Origin of the sequence: Sphingobium sp. Ant17 (assembly GCF_000588875.1) — a bacterium.
Lineage (GTDB): Bacteria > Pseudomonadota > Alphaproteobacteria > Sphingomonadales > Sphingomonadaceae > Sphingobium.
In genome coordinates this window covers 82,447-96,790 of sequence record NZ_JEMV01000006.1, presented here as the reverse complement: position 1 = coordinate 96,790, position 14,344 = coordinate 82,447, and the positions used below count along the sequence as shown (strand labels likewise).

Sequence of the window (14,344 nt, the reverse complement as noted above, 5' to 3'; positions counted from 1 at the left end):
TTTTGGGGCAGGTGAGGGACCTTGCAGGGACGGCGCGCATAGTATAGGGGGCTACCCTATGCATATCATCGCGGATCGAGACAAATTATTGGCGCGGGTGCGCCGGATTGCGGGGCAGGTCGCCGCCGTCGAACGGCAATTGACGGGCGACGCGGGCTGTTCGGAAACATTGCAACTGGTCGCCTCAGTGCGCGGCGCCGTCGGCAGCCTGATGGAGGAACTGATCGAGCAGCATATGCGCGAGCATGTCGCCTGCCCCGGCCTGTCAGACGAGGCGCGCGCAGCGGCCGCCGAAGAAATGCTGGCGCTGATCCGCCGCTATGGGAAATGACGATGCACGACGACCATCCTCACGATCACGCCCATCACGACCACACGCAATCGCCCGCCACCACGGACGGCGAGGAAAGCCATTATTTCGACCATATCTATCTGTCCGACGGGCATGACAAAAATGCCAAACGGACGCTGTGGGTCGTCTGGCTGACCGCCGCGACCATGGTGGTGGAGATCGTCGCGGGCTGGATGACCGGCTCGATGGCGCTGCTGGCCGATGGCTTTCACATGGCGACCCATGCGGGCGCGCTCGCTGTAGCGGCGGCTGCCTATGGCTATGCCCGGCGGCATGCGCGCAATCCGCGCTTCACCTTCGGCACCGGCAAGGTCGGCGACTTGGCTGGCTTCGCCTCCGCGCTCCTGCTGGGCGTCATGGCGCTGTTCATCGCAATCGAATCGGGGATGCGCTTTCTGGAGCCGGTCAAGGTCGCGTTCGGCGAAGCGACGCTGGTGGCGATCGTCGGCCTCATCATCAACTTCATCAGCGCATTTCTGCTGGGCCACGACCATAGCCATGATCATGGACACGGGCATGATGACGGGCATCAGCATGGCCATGCCGACAACAACCTGCGCGCCGCCTATGTCCATGTGCTGACCGACGCGCTGACATCGGTACTGGCGATCGCGGCGCTGCTCGCCGGGCGCTATCTTGGCTGGTGGTGGCTCGACCCGGCGGTCGGCATATTGGGGTCGATCGTCATCGCGCGCTGGGCCTGGGGCCTGATGAAGGACACCGCCGCCATCCTGCTCGACACCGCCGAACCCGCGCTGACGGCCAAGGTCCGCGCGCTGGCGGAAGCCGAAGGCGCCACCATCCGCGACCTCCACGTCTGGCGCATCGGCCCCCACGCCCACGCCGTCATCCTCAGCCTCGCCCCCGGCGCGAACGGCCCGGCCGTCCGCGCACGACTACACGCGCTCCCCCGCATGGCGCATGTAACGGTCGAGTGCGGGTAGGTCTCAGCCAAACCCCCTTCTCCCCAGCGGGGAGAAGGATAGGAAGCCTTGGTGCCAAAGGCACCTAGGCGCAGTTGGAAGAGGGGGCTCGACGCTGTTGTAGCGCGATTCTGTGAGGGCCTATCCGGCCTGCATCACTGCCCCTTCACCGCATCCATGATCTGCCGCACCGGCGCGATGTCATAGCCGGCCGCTGCCGCCTGCGCCGCCAGCACGTCGCCATCATCGCCCGCCCGCGCGCGGGTCAGCGCCCATAGCAACGTGCTGCGCGTGCCCGACCGGCAATAAGCCAGCATCTTGCCGCCTGCCTCCGTCTGTTCCAGCGCGCTCGCCATCGCGTCCAACTGCCAGGGCGCGAAACCGCCATGCGCCACCGGCACGGCAACATAAGCGATGCCCGCCGCCTTGGCCGCGGCTTCGATCTCCGCGCCGTTGACCTGGCCCGGTTCCTCGTCATCGGGGCGGTTGTTGACGATGATCGTCACGCCCTGCGCCTTGGCGTCGGCCACCTGGTCCAGCGTGATCTGCGGCGAAACAAGGATGCGGTCGGTCAATTTGCGGAACATGGGGGCTTCTCCTTTGGCACAGGCCATGCGCCGGTCAGGATCAGGATTCAAGAGCGGCCTCTTCCTCCCGTCGTTGCGCAAAGCCCTTCCGATGTAGGATTTGCGATGATCTAACCTGTCGGATGGAACACGTTCGCACCCCGCCCTGCCCTGCATCCCGGATCGACCGTCGCGTCATTGTCGCGACACAGGCGCGTCACTGTCGCGCCGGTGTCGCGTTACCGGGTCTTCGGAAGCACTTTTCCGGCACTTTTCCGTCGCAATCGGCCCGAATATGCGCCCACGACATCGTGAACTTGAATGTGGCGCGGACCTGTGACCGTTGGCGCTACAGGAACGACCGGATCGCCGCCAGAAAAGCATCGCCCCACGCATCCAGCTTCTTCTGCCCCACGCCGCTGATCGTACCGAGATCGCGGATCGAAGAGGGCCGCTGCTCGGCCATTTCGCGCAGCGTGGAATCATGGAAGATCACATAGGGCGGCACGCCCGCCTCCTGCGCCAGTTCGCGGCGGCAGGCGCGCAGCGCGTCGAACAGCGGATCGCCGACCGGGTTCGCGTCCGCCCCGTTACGGGCATTGCGGGACCGTCGCTCACGCTTGGGCGGCACCAAGATGCGCACCTCCTCCTCCCCGCGCAAAATCGGCCGGGCGTTTGGGCCAAGCATCAGCCCGCCATGCTCGGTGGTCTCCAGCGCGTCGCGCACCAGCAGCGCGCGCGACACGGGACGCAGCAGCGCGATCTCGTCCCCCGACACGATGCCATGGACCGAAATCTTGTCATGGCCGCGCTCGCGCACCTTGTCGTTCGCCGCGCCGGTCAGCACCGCCTCGATATGGCCGGACCCGAAACTCTGGCCGGTGCGATAGACGGCGGACAGATATTTGCGCGCGGTCTCGGTCGCGTCCAGGCTGGCCGGGGGGGAGAGGCAATTGTCGCAATTGCCGCATGTGGCGGGCGGATCTTCGCCGAAATGGCGCAGCAATATGGCACGGCGGCAGGTCGCCGTCTCGACCAGCGCGCCCAGCGCCGCGATCCGTGTGCGCTCCCCTTGCTGGCGGCTTTGCTCCAATTCCAGTATCCGCTGCCGGGCGCGGGCGAAATCCTCCGCCCCCCAGAAAAGATGCGCGACCGCCGGTTCGCCGTCACGACCCGCGCGGCCCGATTCCTGATAATAGCCCTCGATCGACTTGGGCAGGCCTGCGTGGGCGACGAAGCGCACGTCGGGCTTGTCGATCCCCATGCCGAACGCGACCGTGGCGACCATCACCATATCCTCGCTGGCGATGAAGGCGGACTGATTGGCGGCGCGGACCTTGGGGTCCAGCCCGGCATGATAGGCGCGCACGGCGCGACCGCCCCGCCCCAGCGTTTCCGCCAGCTTCTCGGTCGCGGCGCGGGTCTGGGCATAGACGATGCCGGGGCCGGGATTGGCGGCGACGAGATCGGCCAGTTGCCGCGTCAGGCCATCGCGCGGATGGACGGCATAGCGGATATTGGGCCGGTCGAAGCCCGATATGATGAGGCCATCGTCGGGGATGCCGAGCTGAACCAATATATCCTTGCGCGTATGCGCGTCGGCCGTGGCGGTCAGCGCCAGCCGGGGGACATCGGGAAATTCGTCGAGCAGCGGGCGCAGCAGGCGATAGTCGGGGCGGAAATCATGGCCCCATTCGGACACGCAATGCGCTTCGTCGATCGCAAACAGCGCGACCTTCGCCGATCGCAGCAGGTTGCGAAACCCTTCCTGGCTGGCACGTTCAGGCGCGACGTAGAGCAGGTCGAGATCGCCATTACGCAACCGGTCCTGCGTCTCGCGCCAGTCGGCATCGACGCTGGTCAGGCTGGCGGCGCGAATGCCGACGGCAGTGGCGGCGCGCAACTGGTCGTGCATCAACGCGATCAGCGGCGAGACGACGACGCAGCAGCCATCAAGCGCGACAGAGGGCAACTGGTAGCAGAGCGACTTGCCCGCCCCGGTCGGCATGATGGCCAGCGTCGGCTGGCCCGCCATGACGCGCGCGACCACCTGTTCCTGCACCCCGCGAAAGCGGGTGAAGCCGAAAATGTCGTGAAGGAGCGTGGGAATGTCGGGCCGCATGACGCGGCCTTAGCGGGGGAAAGCGCGGGGGGCCAGCCTTGCCGCCGCTTAAGGGACGGGATCGAGCAGGCAGCCCCAGCCGGGCCGAAAACGCGCGGTACGCGTGGCGACAAAGGGCACACGCGCTTCGACCGCCTTGTCTTCGGGCCGATCGGTCAGGGTGACGAGCGCCATGCCCGGTTCCTTATCCTCCTCGCAACTGCCCATCGCGCGCCCTTCGACATAGCGACACGAGCAGGCGAGGCGCGCGCCATAGGCTGCGCCCAGTTCCGCCCGATCGCGCAGTCCGCTCCAATGCCAGCCCAGCACGGCCAGCAGCGACAGGATAAGCACAAGGGCAAGATAAATGATGGTCCGGCGGCCCGGCATATTCCCGACTCGGTTGGGGATGGCTAAGGGCGCGGTTTATGAAGATCGAATGGAACAGCGTAAAGCGGCTTGGCCTTGGTGCCGCCCTGGTGGCCCTCGTCGGCGCAGGCGGGCTGTGGAGCGTGCGCGCGGCCGACCCGCAGCCGCTCTACCATGTGGCAAGCGACGCGGCAGTGGGCGAGGCTGCGCTGCGCGCCGCGATCGACCCCTTGTTCGACGATGCGGCGATGGGCGACACCCGCGCGCTGTTGGTGATGCGCGATGGTGAAATCATCGCGGAACGCTATGCGCCGGGCTTCGGGCCGGACACGAAACTCCTGTCCTGGTCGATCGCCAAGAGCGTGACGGCGGTCCTGGTCGGGCTGATGGTGGCGGACGGACGATTGGCGATCGACGCGCCGGTGCCCGTGGCGGCGTGGAGCCAGCCAGGCGACCCGCGCGGCAAGATCACGCTGCGGCAATTGCTCCAGATGACGAGCGGCCTTGATCATGTCGAGGATGGCGAACCGATCACCAGCGGCGACACGGTGCGGATGCTGTTCACTGACGGCGCGCAGGACATGCGCGCCTATGCCGAGGCCAAGCCGCTGGCCCATGCGCCGGGCGCGCATTTCGCCTATTCGACCGGCAGCAGCATCATCCTGTCCGACCTGATGACCCGGATGCTGACCAACAGCAGTGATCCCGACGTGCGGCGGCGGGCGATGGCGATGTTCATCGATGGACGGTTGAAGGCACCCGGCAAACTGCCCAGCCTGACGCCCGAATATGATGCGGCGGGCACGATGATCGGCGGCAGCATGATGCATATGACCACGCGCGACTATGGCCGCTTTGGCGAATTGCTGCGGCGGCAGGGGCGCGGCCCCACCGGGCATCAGATTTTGCCGGAAAAATGGGTCGACTTCATGCGCACGCCATCCACGCGCAACCCGGCCTATGGCGCGCATCTCTGGCTCAACCGCGAAGGCAGCGAAAGCGCGCTGATGCCGGGCCTGGCCCCCACCAGCCTGTTCGGCTGCGTGGGGCATAATGGGCAATATATATTGGTATCGCCCAGCCAGCGGCTGACCGTGGTACGCATCGGCATGTCGCCGCAAAAGGAACAGCGGACCGCAGTGAAAACGGCGCTGGCGCGGGTGATCGGGCTATTTCCAGGCTAAAGGTGGAAGCGGCCCTCGATCACCGTGCGGCACTGGCCGGTCAGGATCACCCGGTCGCCATCGAGCGTACAGCCAAGCCGCCCGCCACGCGCGGAGGCCTGAAAAGCGCTGAGCGTCGTCTTGCTGAGGCGCCTGGCCCAGAAGGGGGTGAGCAGACCATGGGCGGACCCCGTGACGGGATCTTCATCCACGCCGCCGCCCGGTACGAAGACGCGACTGACGATATCGCTATCGTCGCCCGGCGCGGTGGCGATGAGCATCACGTCCCCCTGCGCCTTCAATGCGGCGAAGTCGGGCGCGAGCGCGCGCACCGCAGCGGCATCGGGGAAGAGGAACAGGCTATAGCCACCGTCCCGCCAATGCGACTCGACTGGCGTGCCCCCCAGCCCCGCCGCCAGTTCGGGCAGCGCGCGGGGCACCATGTCCCAGGCCGGGAGCGAGAGGGCATAGCCTTCGCCTGCGCGCGATACGGTCAATATGCCCGCATGGCGCGTGCGAAAACGCACGACATCCCCCTGCCCCATCAGCACATGGCCACTGGCGAGCGTAGCATGGCCGCACAATTTCACCTCGACGGTGGGCGTGAACCATCGCAGCGCGTAATCCGCCTCCGGGTCATCGGGCGTCGCCAGCGTGAAGGCCGTCTCGGACAGGTTATTCTCCGCCGCAATGGCCTGCAACGTGGCATCGTCGAGCCAGGCGTCGAGCGGCATCACCGCGGCCGGATTGCCGGTGAAAGGGGCATCGGCGAAAGCATCGACCTGGGTGAAGGGCAGGCTGGTCATGGTAAGTTCCTCGTCATTCGTCACGGCGATGGCGGAGGGGCGGGCCTGCGAACAGAGCCAGCCGCACCGGATTGGCGCTTAGCCGAGCAGCACCAGCGCGCTGCACACCGCTACGCCCACGACGATGTTGATCGGCACGCCAATCCGCACGAAATCGGCAAAGCGATAATCGCCAGCGGCATAGACCAGCGCATTGGTCTGATAGCCGATCGGGGTCGCGAAACAGGCCGATGCGCCGATCATCAGCGCGATGATCAGGGGACGGGGATCGACCCCCAATTGCTGCGCGATTGCGATCGTGATGGGCGTCAACAGCGCCGCAACCGCATTGTTGCTGAGCAGTTCGGACAGGATCAACGCGAAGAAATAGATAAGGAAAACCAGCGACCAGGCCGGCGCGCTTTGCAGCAGCGGCGTGATCCAGCCGACCATCAGCGCGACGCTGCCCGCCTGTTCCAGCGCAAGGCCGACCGCCAGCATGGCGAAGATCAGCACCAGCACATCGCCATCGACCGCGCCCCAGGCCTCCTCCGGGTCGATACAGCGGGTGACGAGGATGAGGCCGACGGCAATGACCGCCGCCAGCCCGATGCCGATGATGTTGAGGGCCGACAACAGCACCACACCCGCCATCGCAACGATCGCGATCCATGCTTTCTTGCGGCGAAAAGCGCGTACCCGGCTGACATCGACGCCGATCAGATGGGGATTGTCGCGCAGCGAACGCATCGCATCGTCACTGCCCGCGATCAACAATCGATCCGCGCCGCGCACACGCGTATCGGGCAGGTCTGGTCCGGGCAGATGCCGGGCACGGTGGATGCCGATGATCCGCACCCGCAACGCGTGGAGGAAGGGAATGTCCATCAACCGCTCGCCGATGGATGGGTGGCTGGGCGACACCATGGCTTCGACCACGCTGCCCTCCTGCCCCGACGTGCGCGAATCAGCGGCGATACCCAATTCGAAGTCACCGGCCTCCCGCAATGTCATGATCGCCGCACCATCGGCCCGGACGATCAGCCGGTCACCGGCATGGAGTTCCTCTTCCATCAGGTCGCGGCGGCGAATGTCGCCGCTGCGCTTGATACCCTGGAGTTTGACCGACCGGCCGAACATGCTCAGCGATGCGATATCCCGGCCGATGAGGTCACTATCCTGCGGCACCACCAGTTCGGTCAGATAATCCTGCACATTGCCGCCATTTTCTCCGGCAATGCTCGGCGCATCGCTGGGCAGCAGGAAGGACAGGCACAGCAAGGCAACGATGCCAGCAATAGTCCCCGCCAAGCCATAAAGGGTGATGTCGAAGATGCCGAAGGGAGCCATGCCCTGGTCAGCGGCAATGCCTGCGACGATCAGGTTGGTCGATGTACCGACAAGGGTCAAGCAACCGCCGAGCACGGCGACCGTATTCATCGGCATCAGCAGTTTCTTGATCGGAAAGCCGGTCGCCTGCGCGAGTTTGAACATGATCGGGATCAGCAGCACGACCACCGGCGTATTGTTGAGGAACGCCGACAGGATGATGGTGCCGATCGCGACTTCGGCGAGCGCGAGGCGGGGACGTCGTTCCGCCCGCGTCATGATGAGGTCCGCGACGCGGCTGATGACACCGGTGCGAATGAGCGCACCCGACAGGATGAACATCGCCCCGACGGTCAGCGGCGCGCTGTTGGAAAAGACCGAGAACATCGCCTTTTCATCCAGCATGCCCAGCAGCGCAAAGGTGCAAGCTCCCACCACCGCAATGACCGTGGGCGAATAGCGTTCGCGCACGAAAGCGATGAACATGGCGGCCAGAACCGCCAGCCCGATTTCGGCCCGATACACGCCCAGCAGCGCGGTAATGAAATGCATAATGCCCCTGATCCCCGACAAGATTGGCGCTGGCCGCTGATCTTGCCGGGCTGAAACGAAAGGAGCCAGCCATGGTTGCATGACTGGCCCGTGTCACGGCGGGGAGCGGGACATTTTGACCGTCAATCCGCCCACCCAATATGGGGTGACGCTTTCCAGGCTTAGGCTCTGCTGCTTGTCCGTCGAACGGGCGATGCCGTCTTCCAGCGTGTCATTCCCCGCACTGGGCGCGGTGGAGCAGTTTCTGGTCCGCCAACACCAGCGCCATCATCGCCTCGACCACGGGCACGCCGCGAATGCCGACGCAGGGGTCGTGGCGACCCTTGGTAATGATGTCGGACGCTTCGCCATCGCGCGTCACGGTTTCGACCGGGATCAGGATTGAACTGGTAGGCTTGAAGGCGACACGCAGCTTGATCGGCTGGCCGGTGGCGATGCCGCCCGCAATGCCGCCCGCATGGTTGGCAAGGAAAGTAGGCCCGTCGCTGCCGGGGCGCATCGGATCGGCATTCTGCTCGCCGCGCAGGCTGGCGGCAGCGAAACCGTCGCCGATCTCCACGCCCTTGACCGCATTGATGCTCATCATCGCCGCAGCCAATTCACTGTCGAGCTTGGCATAGAGCGGCGCGCCCCAACCGGCCGGAACGCCGCTGGCGACGCATTCCACGATCGCGCCGAGCGAGGAGCCGTCGCGCCGGGCTTCGTCCACCAGCTTTTCCCAGCGCATGGCCGCTTCCGGGTCGGGACAGAAAAAGGGGTTCTGCCCGATCTGCGCCGCGTCGAACCGGGCATAATCAATCGCATCGCCGCCAATCGCGCTGACATAGGCGAAGATATCGACGTCAGGGATGACGGCGCGCGCAACCGCGCCCGCCGCGACCCGCGAAGCCGTTTCACGCGCAGACGAACGCCCGCCGCCGCGATAGTCGCGAAAGCCATATTTGGCGTCATAGGCATAATCGGCATGGCCAGGACGATAGGCCTTGGCGACGTCCGAATAATCCTTCGATCGCTGATCGGTATTCTCGATCATCAGGCTGATCGGTGTGCCGGTCGTCCGCCCCTCGAACACGCCCGACAAGATACGGACTTCATCCGCCTCACGCCGTTGGGTGGTGAATTTGGACGTGCCGGGCTTGCGCAGGTCGAGCCAGGGCTGGATGTCCGCTTCGCTGAGCGGCAAGCCCGGCGGGCAGCCGTCCACGATCGCGCCGATCGCCGGGCCATGACTCTCGCCCCAGGTGGTGAAGCGGAACATGCGACCGAAACTGTTGATGCTCATTTATCGAGCGCGATGTCCGGGGCGTCTTCGGCTTTCATGCCGATGACATTATAGCCTGCATCGACATGGTGGATTTCGCCGGTGACGCCGCTCGCCAGGTCCGACAGCAAGTACAGCCCGGCGCCGCCCACATCCTCGATCGTCACGTTGCGACGCAGCGGGGCGTTCAGTTCGTTCCATTTGAGGATATAGCGGAAGTCGCCGATGCCGCTCGCCGCCAGCGTCTTGATCGGGCCGGCCGAGATCGCGTTGACGCGGATATTTTCCGGTCCCAGATCCATCGCCAGATATTTGACGCTGGTTTCCAGCGCCGCTTTGGCCACGCCCATGACGTTGTAATGGGGGATGACCTTTTCCGCGCCATAATAGCTGAGCGTCAGGATGCTGCCGCCGTTGGGCATCAGCGCGCGGGCGCGGCGGGTGACGGCCACGAAACTATAAGCCGACACGTTCATCGTCATCAAGAAATTATCGAGGCTGGTATCGACATAGAGGCCGCGCAGCTCGTTCTTGTCCGAAAAGCCAATCGCGTGAACGACGAAATCGAGCGTGCCCCAGCGCGTCTCTATCTCCGCAAAGGCGGCGTCCAGCTTGTCCATGTCGGTGACATCACAATCGATCAGGAAGTCTGACCCTACCTGCTCCGCCAAAGGCCGGACCCGCTTGGCCAAGGCATCGCCCTGATAGGAAAAGGCCAGTTCGGCCCCCTGTTCATGCAATGATTTTGCAATGCCCCAAGCCAACGACTTGTCGTTCGCCAGACCCATGATGAGGCCGCGCTTACCCGCCATCAAGCCGTTCATATCGTCGTTCCGTTCCCTTGGTCTTCGGGCAGCAGGGCCACTTCCTCTTCGGGAAATTCCGCCAGCGCCGCATTCAATTCCGCGCCAATTACCACGCCAAGCCCGACTAGGAAGAAAAAAATGAGCGTGATCATGACGCCTGCCAAACTGCCATAGGTGCGATCATAGCCGCCGAGCAGCGACAGGGTGGGCGGCAAAAGCAGCGTCGTGCCATACCACCAGAGCGACGTCGCGATTGCGCCGGGCCATTTGGGGAAGCGCCGGGCCTTGTAGATGGTCGGCGTCAGGGAGACGAACAGCGACCAAAGCGCGATGCAGACGATCACCATCGGCACGAGCTTTGCCGAAGCGACCAGGGCGATCGCATCGTCGGCCCAGGGCAATATCTGCTGGAGGAACTGGTCGATCCCCGTGATCACCACCTGGAGCGAAAAAGCGAACATCACCGCCACGACGCTGGCCAAAGTGATGCCGACTGCGCTCAGCCGATATTGCCAGAAGGATTTGGTGCTTTTGGTGCCATAGGCGCGGCGCAATATGTCGCGGATGGTTTCGATGAGACTGCCCACGGTCCACAAACCCACGAAACCGCCAAGCCAGAGCAAGGGGCCGGACCGGGCATTGAGCACATCGCTGATCGGTTGCCGCACGACGTCGGCGACACCGCGCGGCACTGTCGTCAGGAAGGCGTTGACAGCTGCGACCCCATCTTCGGTACGGCCAAAGATGCTCGCGACCGCCGCTGCAACGATGAAGAAGGGGAACAGCGTCATCAGCGAAAGATAGGCGAGGTTCCCCGCATGGATGAAACCATCGCTATAGGTGCCGATGGCGACGCGCTTCATCACCTCGAACGCCTGCGAACCGGGCCGCATCCGCTTCATCTGACGGTGAAAACGGGCACGCGTCCGGGCCGCCATATGGCGGCGGGATTCCGGCGTGTAGGGCGAATTTGTCGGCATCCGCCCCCTAACGCCTCAAACGCCGAGATGGGCGCGGACGGGTCGGCTATCATGCCAGCTTTCGACCAGCGCACGGATCGTAGGATCATCGGCAGGCACGTCGATCTGAAGCGTGACCAACTGGTCGCCGCGCGCGCCATCCTTGCCGGTAAACCCCTTGCCACGCAGCCGCAGCGTCTTGCCCGATGTCGCTCCCTCCGGCACGCCAAGCATCACCGCGCCATCGACGGTCGGCACCTTGACCTTGCCGCCCTTGACGGCCTCGTCGAGCGTGATCGGCAGGTCGAGCAGGACATTGTCGCCATCGCGGGTGAAGAAGGCATGCGGCTTCACCTCGATCGTGACGATCGCGTCACCCGCGCCGCCAGGCCCGGCCTGCCCCTTGCCCGACAGGCGCATCTGCGTGCCGGTTTCGACCCCGGCGGGCAGTTTAAGGTCGATGGTCTTGCCATCCTGCAGCGTTATCCGTTGAGGGGCGAGCGTGGCGGCATCGGTAAATTGCACCGCCAGGCGATAGGCGACGTTCGCGCCCTTGGACGGGGGGGCCTGTCGTCCAAATCCGCCGCCACCCGCGCGCGACCCGCGCCGCCGAACAAGCCCTCAAAGATATCGCCGAAATCCGCGCCGCCCTGATCGAAGCCGCCGCCGCCGGGCTGGCCGCGAAAACCGCCGCCCCCTCCCCCGCCACCAAAGCCAAAGGGCGCGGTCGGATTGCCATCGCCGTCAATTTCGCCGCGATCGAACCGAGCCCGCTTATCCTTGTCGGACAACAGGTCATAGGCGTTGGTGGCCGCGGAAAACTTCTCCGACGCCTTGGGATTATCCTTATTCTTGTCGGGATGCAGTTCCTTGGCCAGCTTGCGATAGGCTGACTTGATCTCTGCCTCGGTCGCGCCGCGCGCAACGCCAAGGGTGGAATAGGGATCAGCCATCGATACTCTGGTGCCTCTTGTTCTGGAAAGGTAGATTAGCGGTCCTATGTGGCGAAAGCGGGGCTTGCGTTCAAGTTGCGCAATTGCCCGTATCGACACTAACAGCTCGTCCGCCTAGACAGTGGGGCATGATCGATCCCTTTGCCTTGTTCGACGACTGGTATAGCCAGGCGCGCGAAACCGAAATCAACGACAGCAACGCCATGGCGCTGGCCACCGCCGATGCGCGCGGCTGTCCATCCGTCCGCATGGTCTTGTTGAAGGGCCATGGGCCGGACGGCTTTGTCTTCTATACCAATTTCGAAGGGCGCAAAGCAGGCGACCTGGCCGAAAATCCGCATGCCGCCTTGCTGTTCCATTGGAAATCGGCGCGACGGCAGATACGGATAGAGGGCACCGTCGGCCCGGTCGATGACGCCACCGCCGACGCCTATTTCGCCACGCGCAGCCGCGACAGCCAATTGGGTGCCTGGGCCTCCGACCAGTCCCGTCCCTTGCCTTCGCGCGAGATATTCATGGCGCGCTTCGAGGAAGCCAATGCCCGGTTCGAGGGACAGCCGGTGCCGCGTCCGCCCCATTGGTCGGGATTTCGGCTGGTGCCTGCGCGCATCGAATTCTGGCAGGATCGCGAACATCGGCTGCATGAACGCCGTCTGTTCACATATGACGGCACGGTCTGGACCGAAGGCCTGCTCTACCCCTGACATGGACTGATCGCGGCCTTTGGGACGAAGCGAGGCGCGGAAAGCGGCGGCTGGTTCGTCTATCTCCCAGGCGGGGGACGCACACCGATTGCGGGTGGCCGATGCGCCTGTTAGGTGATCCCTGACAGATGTAAAAATATCGTGGGGCCGCGTGAGCGTGGCTCAAGAGGGAATAGATGCGCAACAGACTGACGGCCTTCATCCTCACCGGCATGATATTAGGCGTGATCGTGGGGTTCGCCACGAACCTGTGGGTGGGCGGCGACGAGGCGCTGGCCAAACAGGTGGCGGGCTATTTCCACCTGCTGGCCGACATCTTCCTCCACCTGATCAAGATGATCATCGCGCCGCTGGTCTTTTCCACCCTGGTCGCAGGCATCGCCCATATGGGCGATAGCGCCGCGTTGGGGCGGATCGGCGGGCGCGCGCTCGCCTGGTTCGTCATTGCCAGCCTGATTTCGCTGACGTTGGGCCTGATCTTCGTCAATTTCTTCGCACCGGGCGATGGACTGAACCTGGTCCGTGACGGTGCCGAATCCGGCGTGAATACCGAATCGCTCAACTTCCGCGACTTCATCCTGCACGTTTTCCCAACGTCCATGGTCGGCGCGATGGCGGAAAATTCGATCCTCCAGATCGTCGTCTTCTCGCTGTTCGTCGGCGTCGCGCTCACCGCGATCGGCGAGAAGGGCAAGCCCATCGTCGGCGTGATCGAGGCGATGGTCGAACTGATGTTGCAGGTGACAGGCTATGTCATGCGCGTCGCACCCTTCGCCGTGTTCGGCGCGCTCGCATCGGTCATTACGACCCAGGGCCTGGGTGTGCTCGTCACATTCGGCGAATTGATCGGCGAATTCTATATCGCGCTCTTCTGCCTCTGGCTGCTGCTGTTCGCGGCCGGCTCGGTGTTTTTGGGCAAGCGGATGTTCACGCTCATCCGCTATGTGCGCGAACCGATCTTGATCGCCTTCTCGACCGCTTCGTCGGAAGCCGCTTATCCCAAGATGCTGGAACAGCTCGACCGGTTCGGCGTGCCGCGCCGCATCTACAGCTTCGTGCTGCCGCTCGGCTATAGCTTCAACCTCGACGGGTCGATGATGTACGCGACCTTCGCGACGATCTTCATCGCGCAGGCCTATGGCATCGACCTGCCGATCGCGACGCAGATCACGATCCTGTTGGTGTTGATGGTGACCAGCAAGGGCATCGCCGCCGTGCCGCGTGCATCGCTGGTCGTGGTGGCCGCGACGCTCGGCCAATTCGATCTGCCGGTCGAAGGCGTCGCCTTCATCCTCGCCGTCGATCACTTCATGGACATGGGCCGCACCGCGACCAACGTGCTCGGCAATGCCATCGCAACGTCGGTCATCACCAAATGGGAAGGCATGTTGGAGGTCGAGGAACCGATAGACGTGTCCCATCCCAAAGCCCCGGCCCACACCGCCGCGCATGGCCGCGCAGGGCTCGAACTGGCGTCGGACATGGTGGACGAGGACAAGAGAGGGTAAGGCTCCGCAATCC

The 14,344-nt window shown here is 64.4% G+C and carries 13 protein-coding genes and 1 pseudogene; 5 read left to right on the top strand and 9 right to left on the bottom strand.

Annotated features, from left to right (window positions below; translation table 11 throughout):
* Positions 1 to 58: 58 nt before the first annotated feature.
* Positions 59 to 331: a metal/formaldehyde-sensitive transcriptional repressor gene (locus BF95_RS04690; RefSeq protein WP_043149706.1), complete on the top strand. Its 273-nt coding sequence runs from the start codon at positions 59 to 61 to the stop codon at positions 329 to 331.
* Positions 328 to 1,296: a CDF family Co(II)/Ni(II) efflux transporter DmeF gene (gene dmeF, locus BF95_RS04685; RefSeq protein ID WP_043149705.1), complete on the top strand. Its 969-nt coding sequence runs from the start codon at positions 328 to 330 to the stop codon at positions 1,294 to 1,296. The genes BF95_RS04690 and dmeF overlap by 4 nt, the downstream gene beginning before the upstream one ends.
* Before the next feature lie 134 nt (positions 1,297 to 1,430).
* Here the strand turns inward: dmeF and BF95_RS04680 are convergent, their stop codons facing one another.
* The 3 genes from BF95_RS04680 to BF95_RS04670 all read right to left on the bottom strand — a co-directional run bounded on the left by BF95_RS04680 (position 1,431) and on the right by BF95_RS04670 (position 4,332).
* The gene (locus tag BF95_RS04680) at positions 1,431 to 1,862 is read right to left on the bottom strand and encodes a TIGR01244 family sulfur transferase (protein WP_043149704.1); all 432 of its coding nucleotides are present in this window, start codon (positions 1,860 to 1,862) and stop codon (positions 1,431 to 1,433) included.
* A gap of 328 nt (positions 1,863 to 2,190) precedes the next feature.
* Positions 2,191 to 3,963: a DNA helicase RecQ gene (gene recQ / locus BF95_RS04675; RefSeq protein WP_043149702.1), complete on the bottom strand. Its 1,773-nt coding sequence runs from the start codon at positions 3,961 to 3,963 to the stop codon at positions 2,191 to 2,193.
* 48 nt (positions 3,964 to 4,011) lie between these two features.
* Positions 4,012 to 4,332 carry a hypothetical protein gene (locus tag BF95_RS04670; RefSeq protein ID WP_043149701.1) on the bottom strand — a complete coding sequence of 107 codons (321 nt, stop codon included), beginning with the start codon at positions 4,330 to 4,332 and terminating at the stop codon, positions 4,012 to 4,014.
* A gap of 38 nt (positions 4,333 to 4,370) precedes the next feature.
* Between BF95_RS04670 and BF95_RS04665 the strand changes: the two genes are divergently transcribed.
* Positions 4,371 to 5,495 (top strand): serine hydrolase domain-containing protein, encoded by a 1,125-nt coding sequence (locus tag BF95_RS04665; RefSeq protein ID WP_043149700.1) that lies wholly within the window; start codon positions 4,371 to 4,373, stop codon positions 5,493 to 5,495.
* Here the strand turns inward: BF95_RS04665 and BF95_RS04660 are convergent.
* The 6 genes and pseudogenes from BF95_RS04660 to BF95_RS04635 form a co-directional block, all read right to left on the bottom strand.
* Positions 5,492 to 6,280, bottom strand: a complete 789-nt coding sequence (locus BF95_RS04660) for a PhzF family phenazine biosynthesis protein (RefSeq protein WP_043149744.1) — start codon at positions 6,278 to 6,280, stop codon at positions 5,492 to 5,494. The genes BF95_RS04665 and BF95_RS04660 overlap by 4 nt on opposite strands.
* 78 nt (positions 6,281 to 6,358) lie before the next feature.
* Positions 6,359 to 8,140, bottom strand: a complete 1,782-nt coding sequence (locus BF95_RS04655) for an SLC13 family permease (protein WP_043149699.1) — start codon at positions 8,138 to 8,140, stop codon at positions 6,359 to 6,361.
* Positions 8,141 to 8,351: 211 nt separating this feature from the next.
* Complete coding sequence (gene aroC, locus BF95_RS04650) at positions 8,352 to 9,422, bottom strand: chorismate synthase (protein WP_043149697.1); 1,071 nt, start codon at positions 9,420 to 9,422, stop codon at positions 8,352 to 8,354.
* A complete protein-coding gene (fabI, locus tag BF95_RS04645; RefSeq protein ID WP_043149696.1) occupies positions 9,419 to 10,225 on the bottom strand; it encodes an enoyl-ACP reductase FabI in 807 nt (268 codons plus the stop codon). Before fabI ends, aroC begins: the two co-directional genes overlap by 4 nt.
* Positions 10,222 to 11,187 carry a YihY/virulence factor BrkB family protein gene (locus BF95_RS04640; protein ID WP_200866879.1) on the bottom strand — a complete coding sequence of 322 codons (966 nt, stop codon included), beginning with the start codon at positions 11,185 to 11,187 and terminating at the stop codon, positions 10,222 to 10,224. The genes fabI and BF95_RS04640 overlap by 4 nt, the downstream gene beginning before the upstream one ends.
* Before the next feature lie 15 nt (positions 11,188 to 11,202).
* Positions 11,203 to 12,119, bottom strand: a pseudogene (locus tag BF95_RS04635) (DnaJ C-terminal domain-containing protein).
* Between the two features lie 128 nt (positions 12,120 to 12,247).
* Between BF95_RS04635 and pdxH the strand changes: the two are divergent.
* Together pdxH and BF95_RS04625 are read left to right on the top strand one after the other, a co-directional pair.
* Positions 12,248 to 12,823, top strand: coding sequence for a pyridoxamine 5'-phosphate oxidase (gene pdxH / locus BF95_RS04630; RefSeq protein WP_043149695.1), 576 nt, complete (start codon positions 12,248 to 12,250; stop codon positions 12,821 to 12,823).
* Between the two features lie 176 nt (positions 12,824 to 12,999).
* Positions 13,000 to 14,331: a dicarboxylate/amino acid:cation symporter gene (locus BF95_RS04625; protein WP_043149693.1), complete on the top strand. Its 1,332-nt coding sequence runs from the start codon at positions 13,000 to 13,002 to the stop codon at positions 14,329 to 14,331.
* Positions 14,332 to 14,344 lie beyond the last annotated feature (13 nt).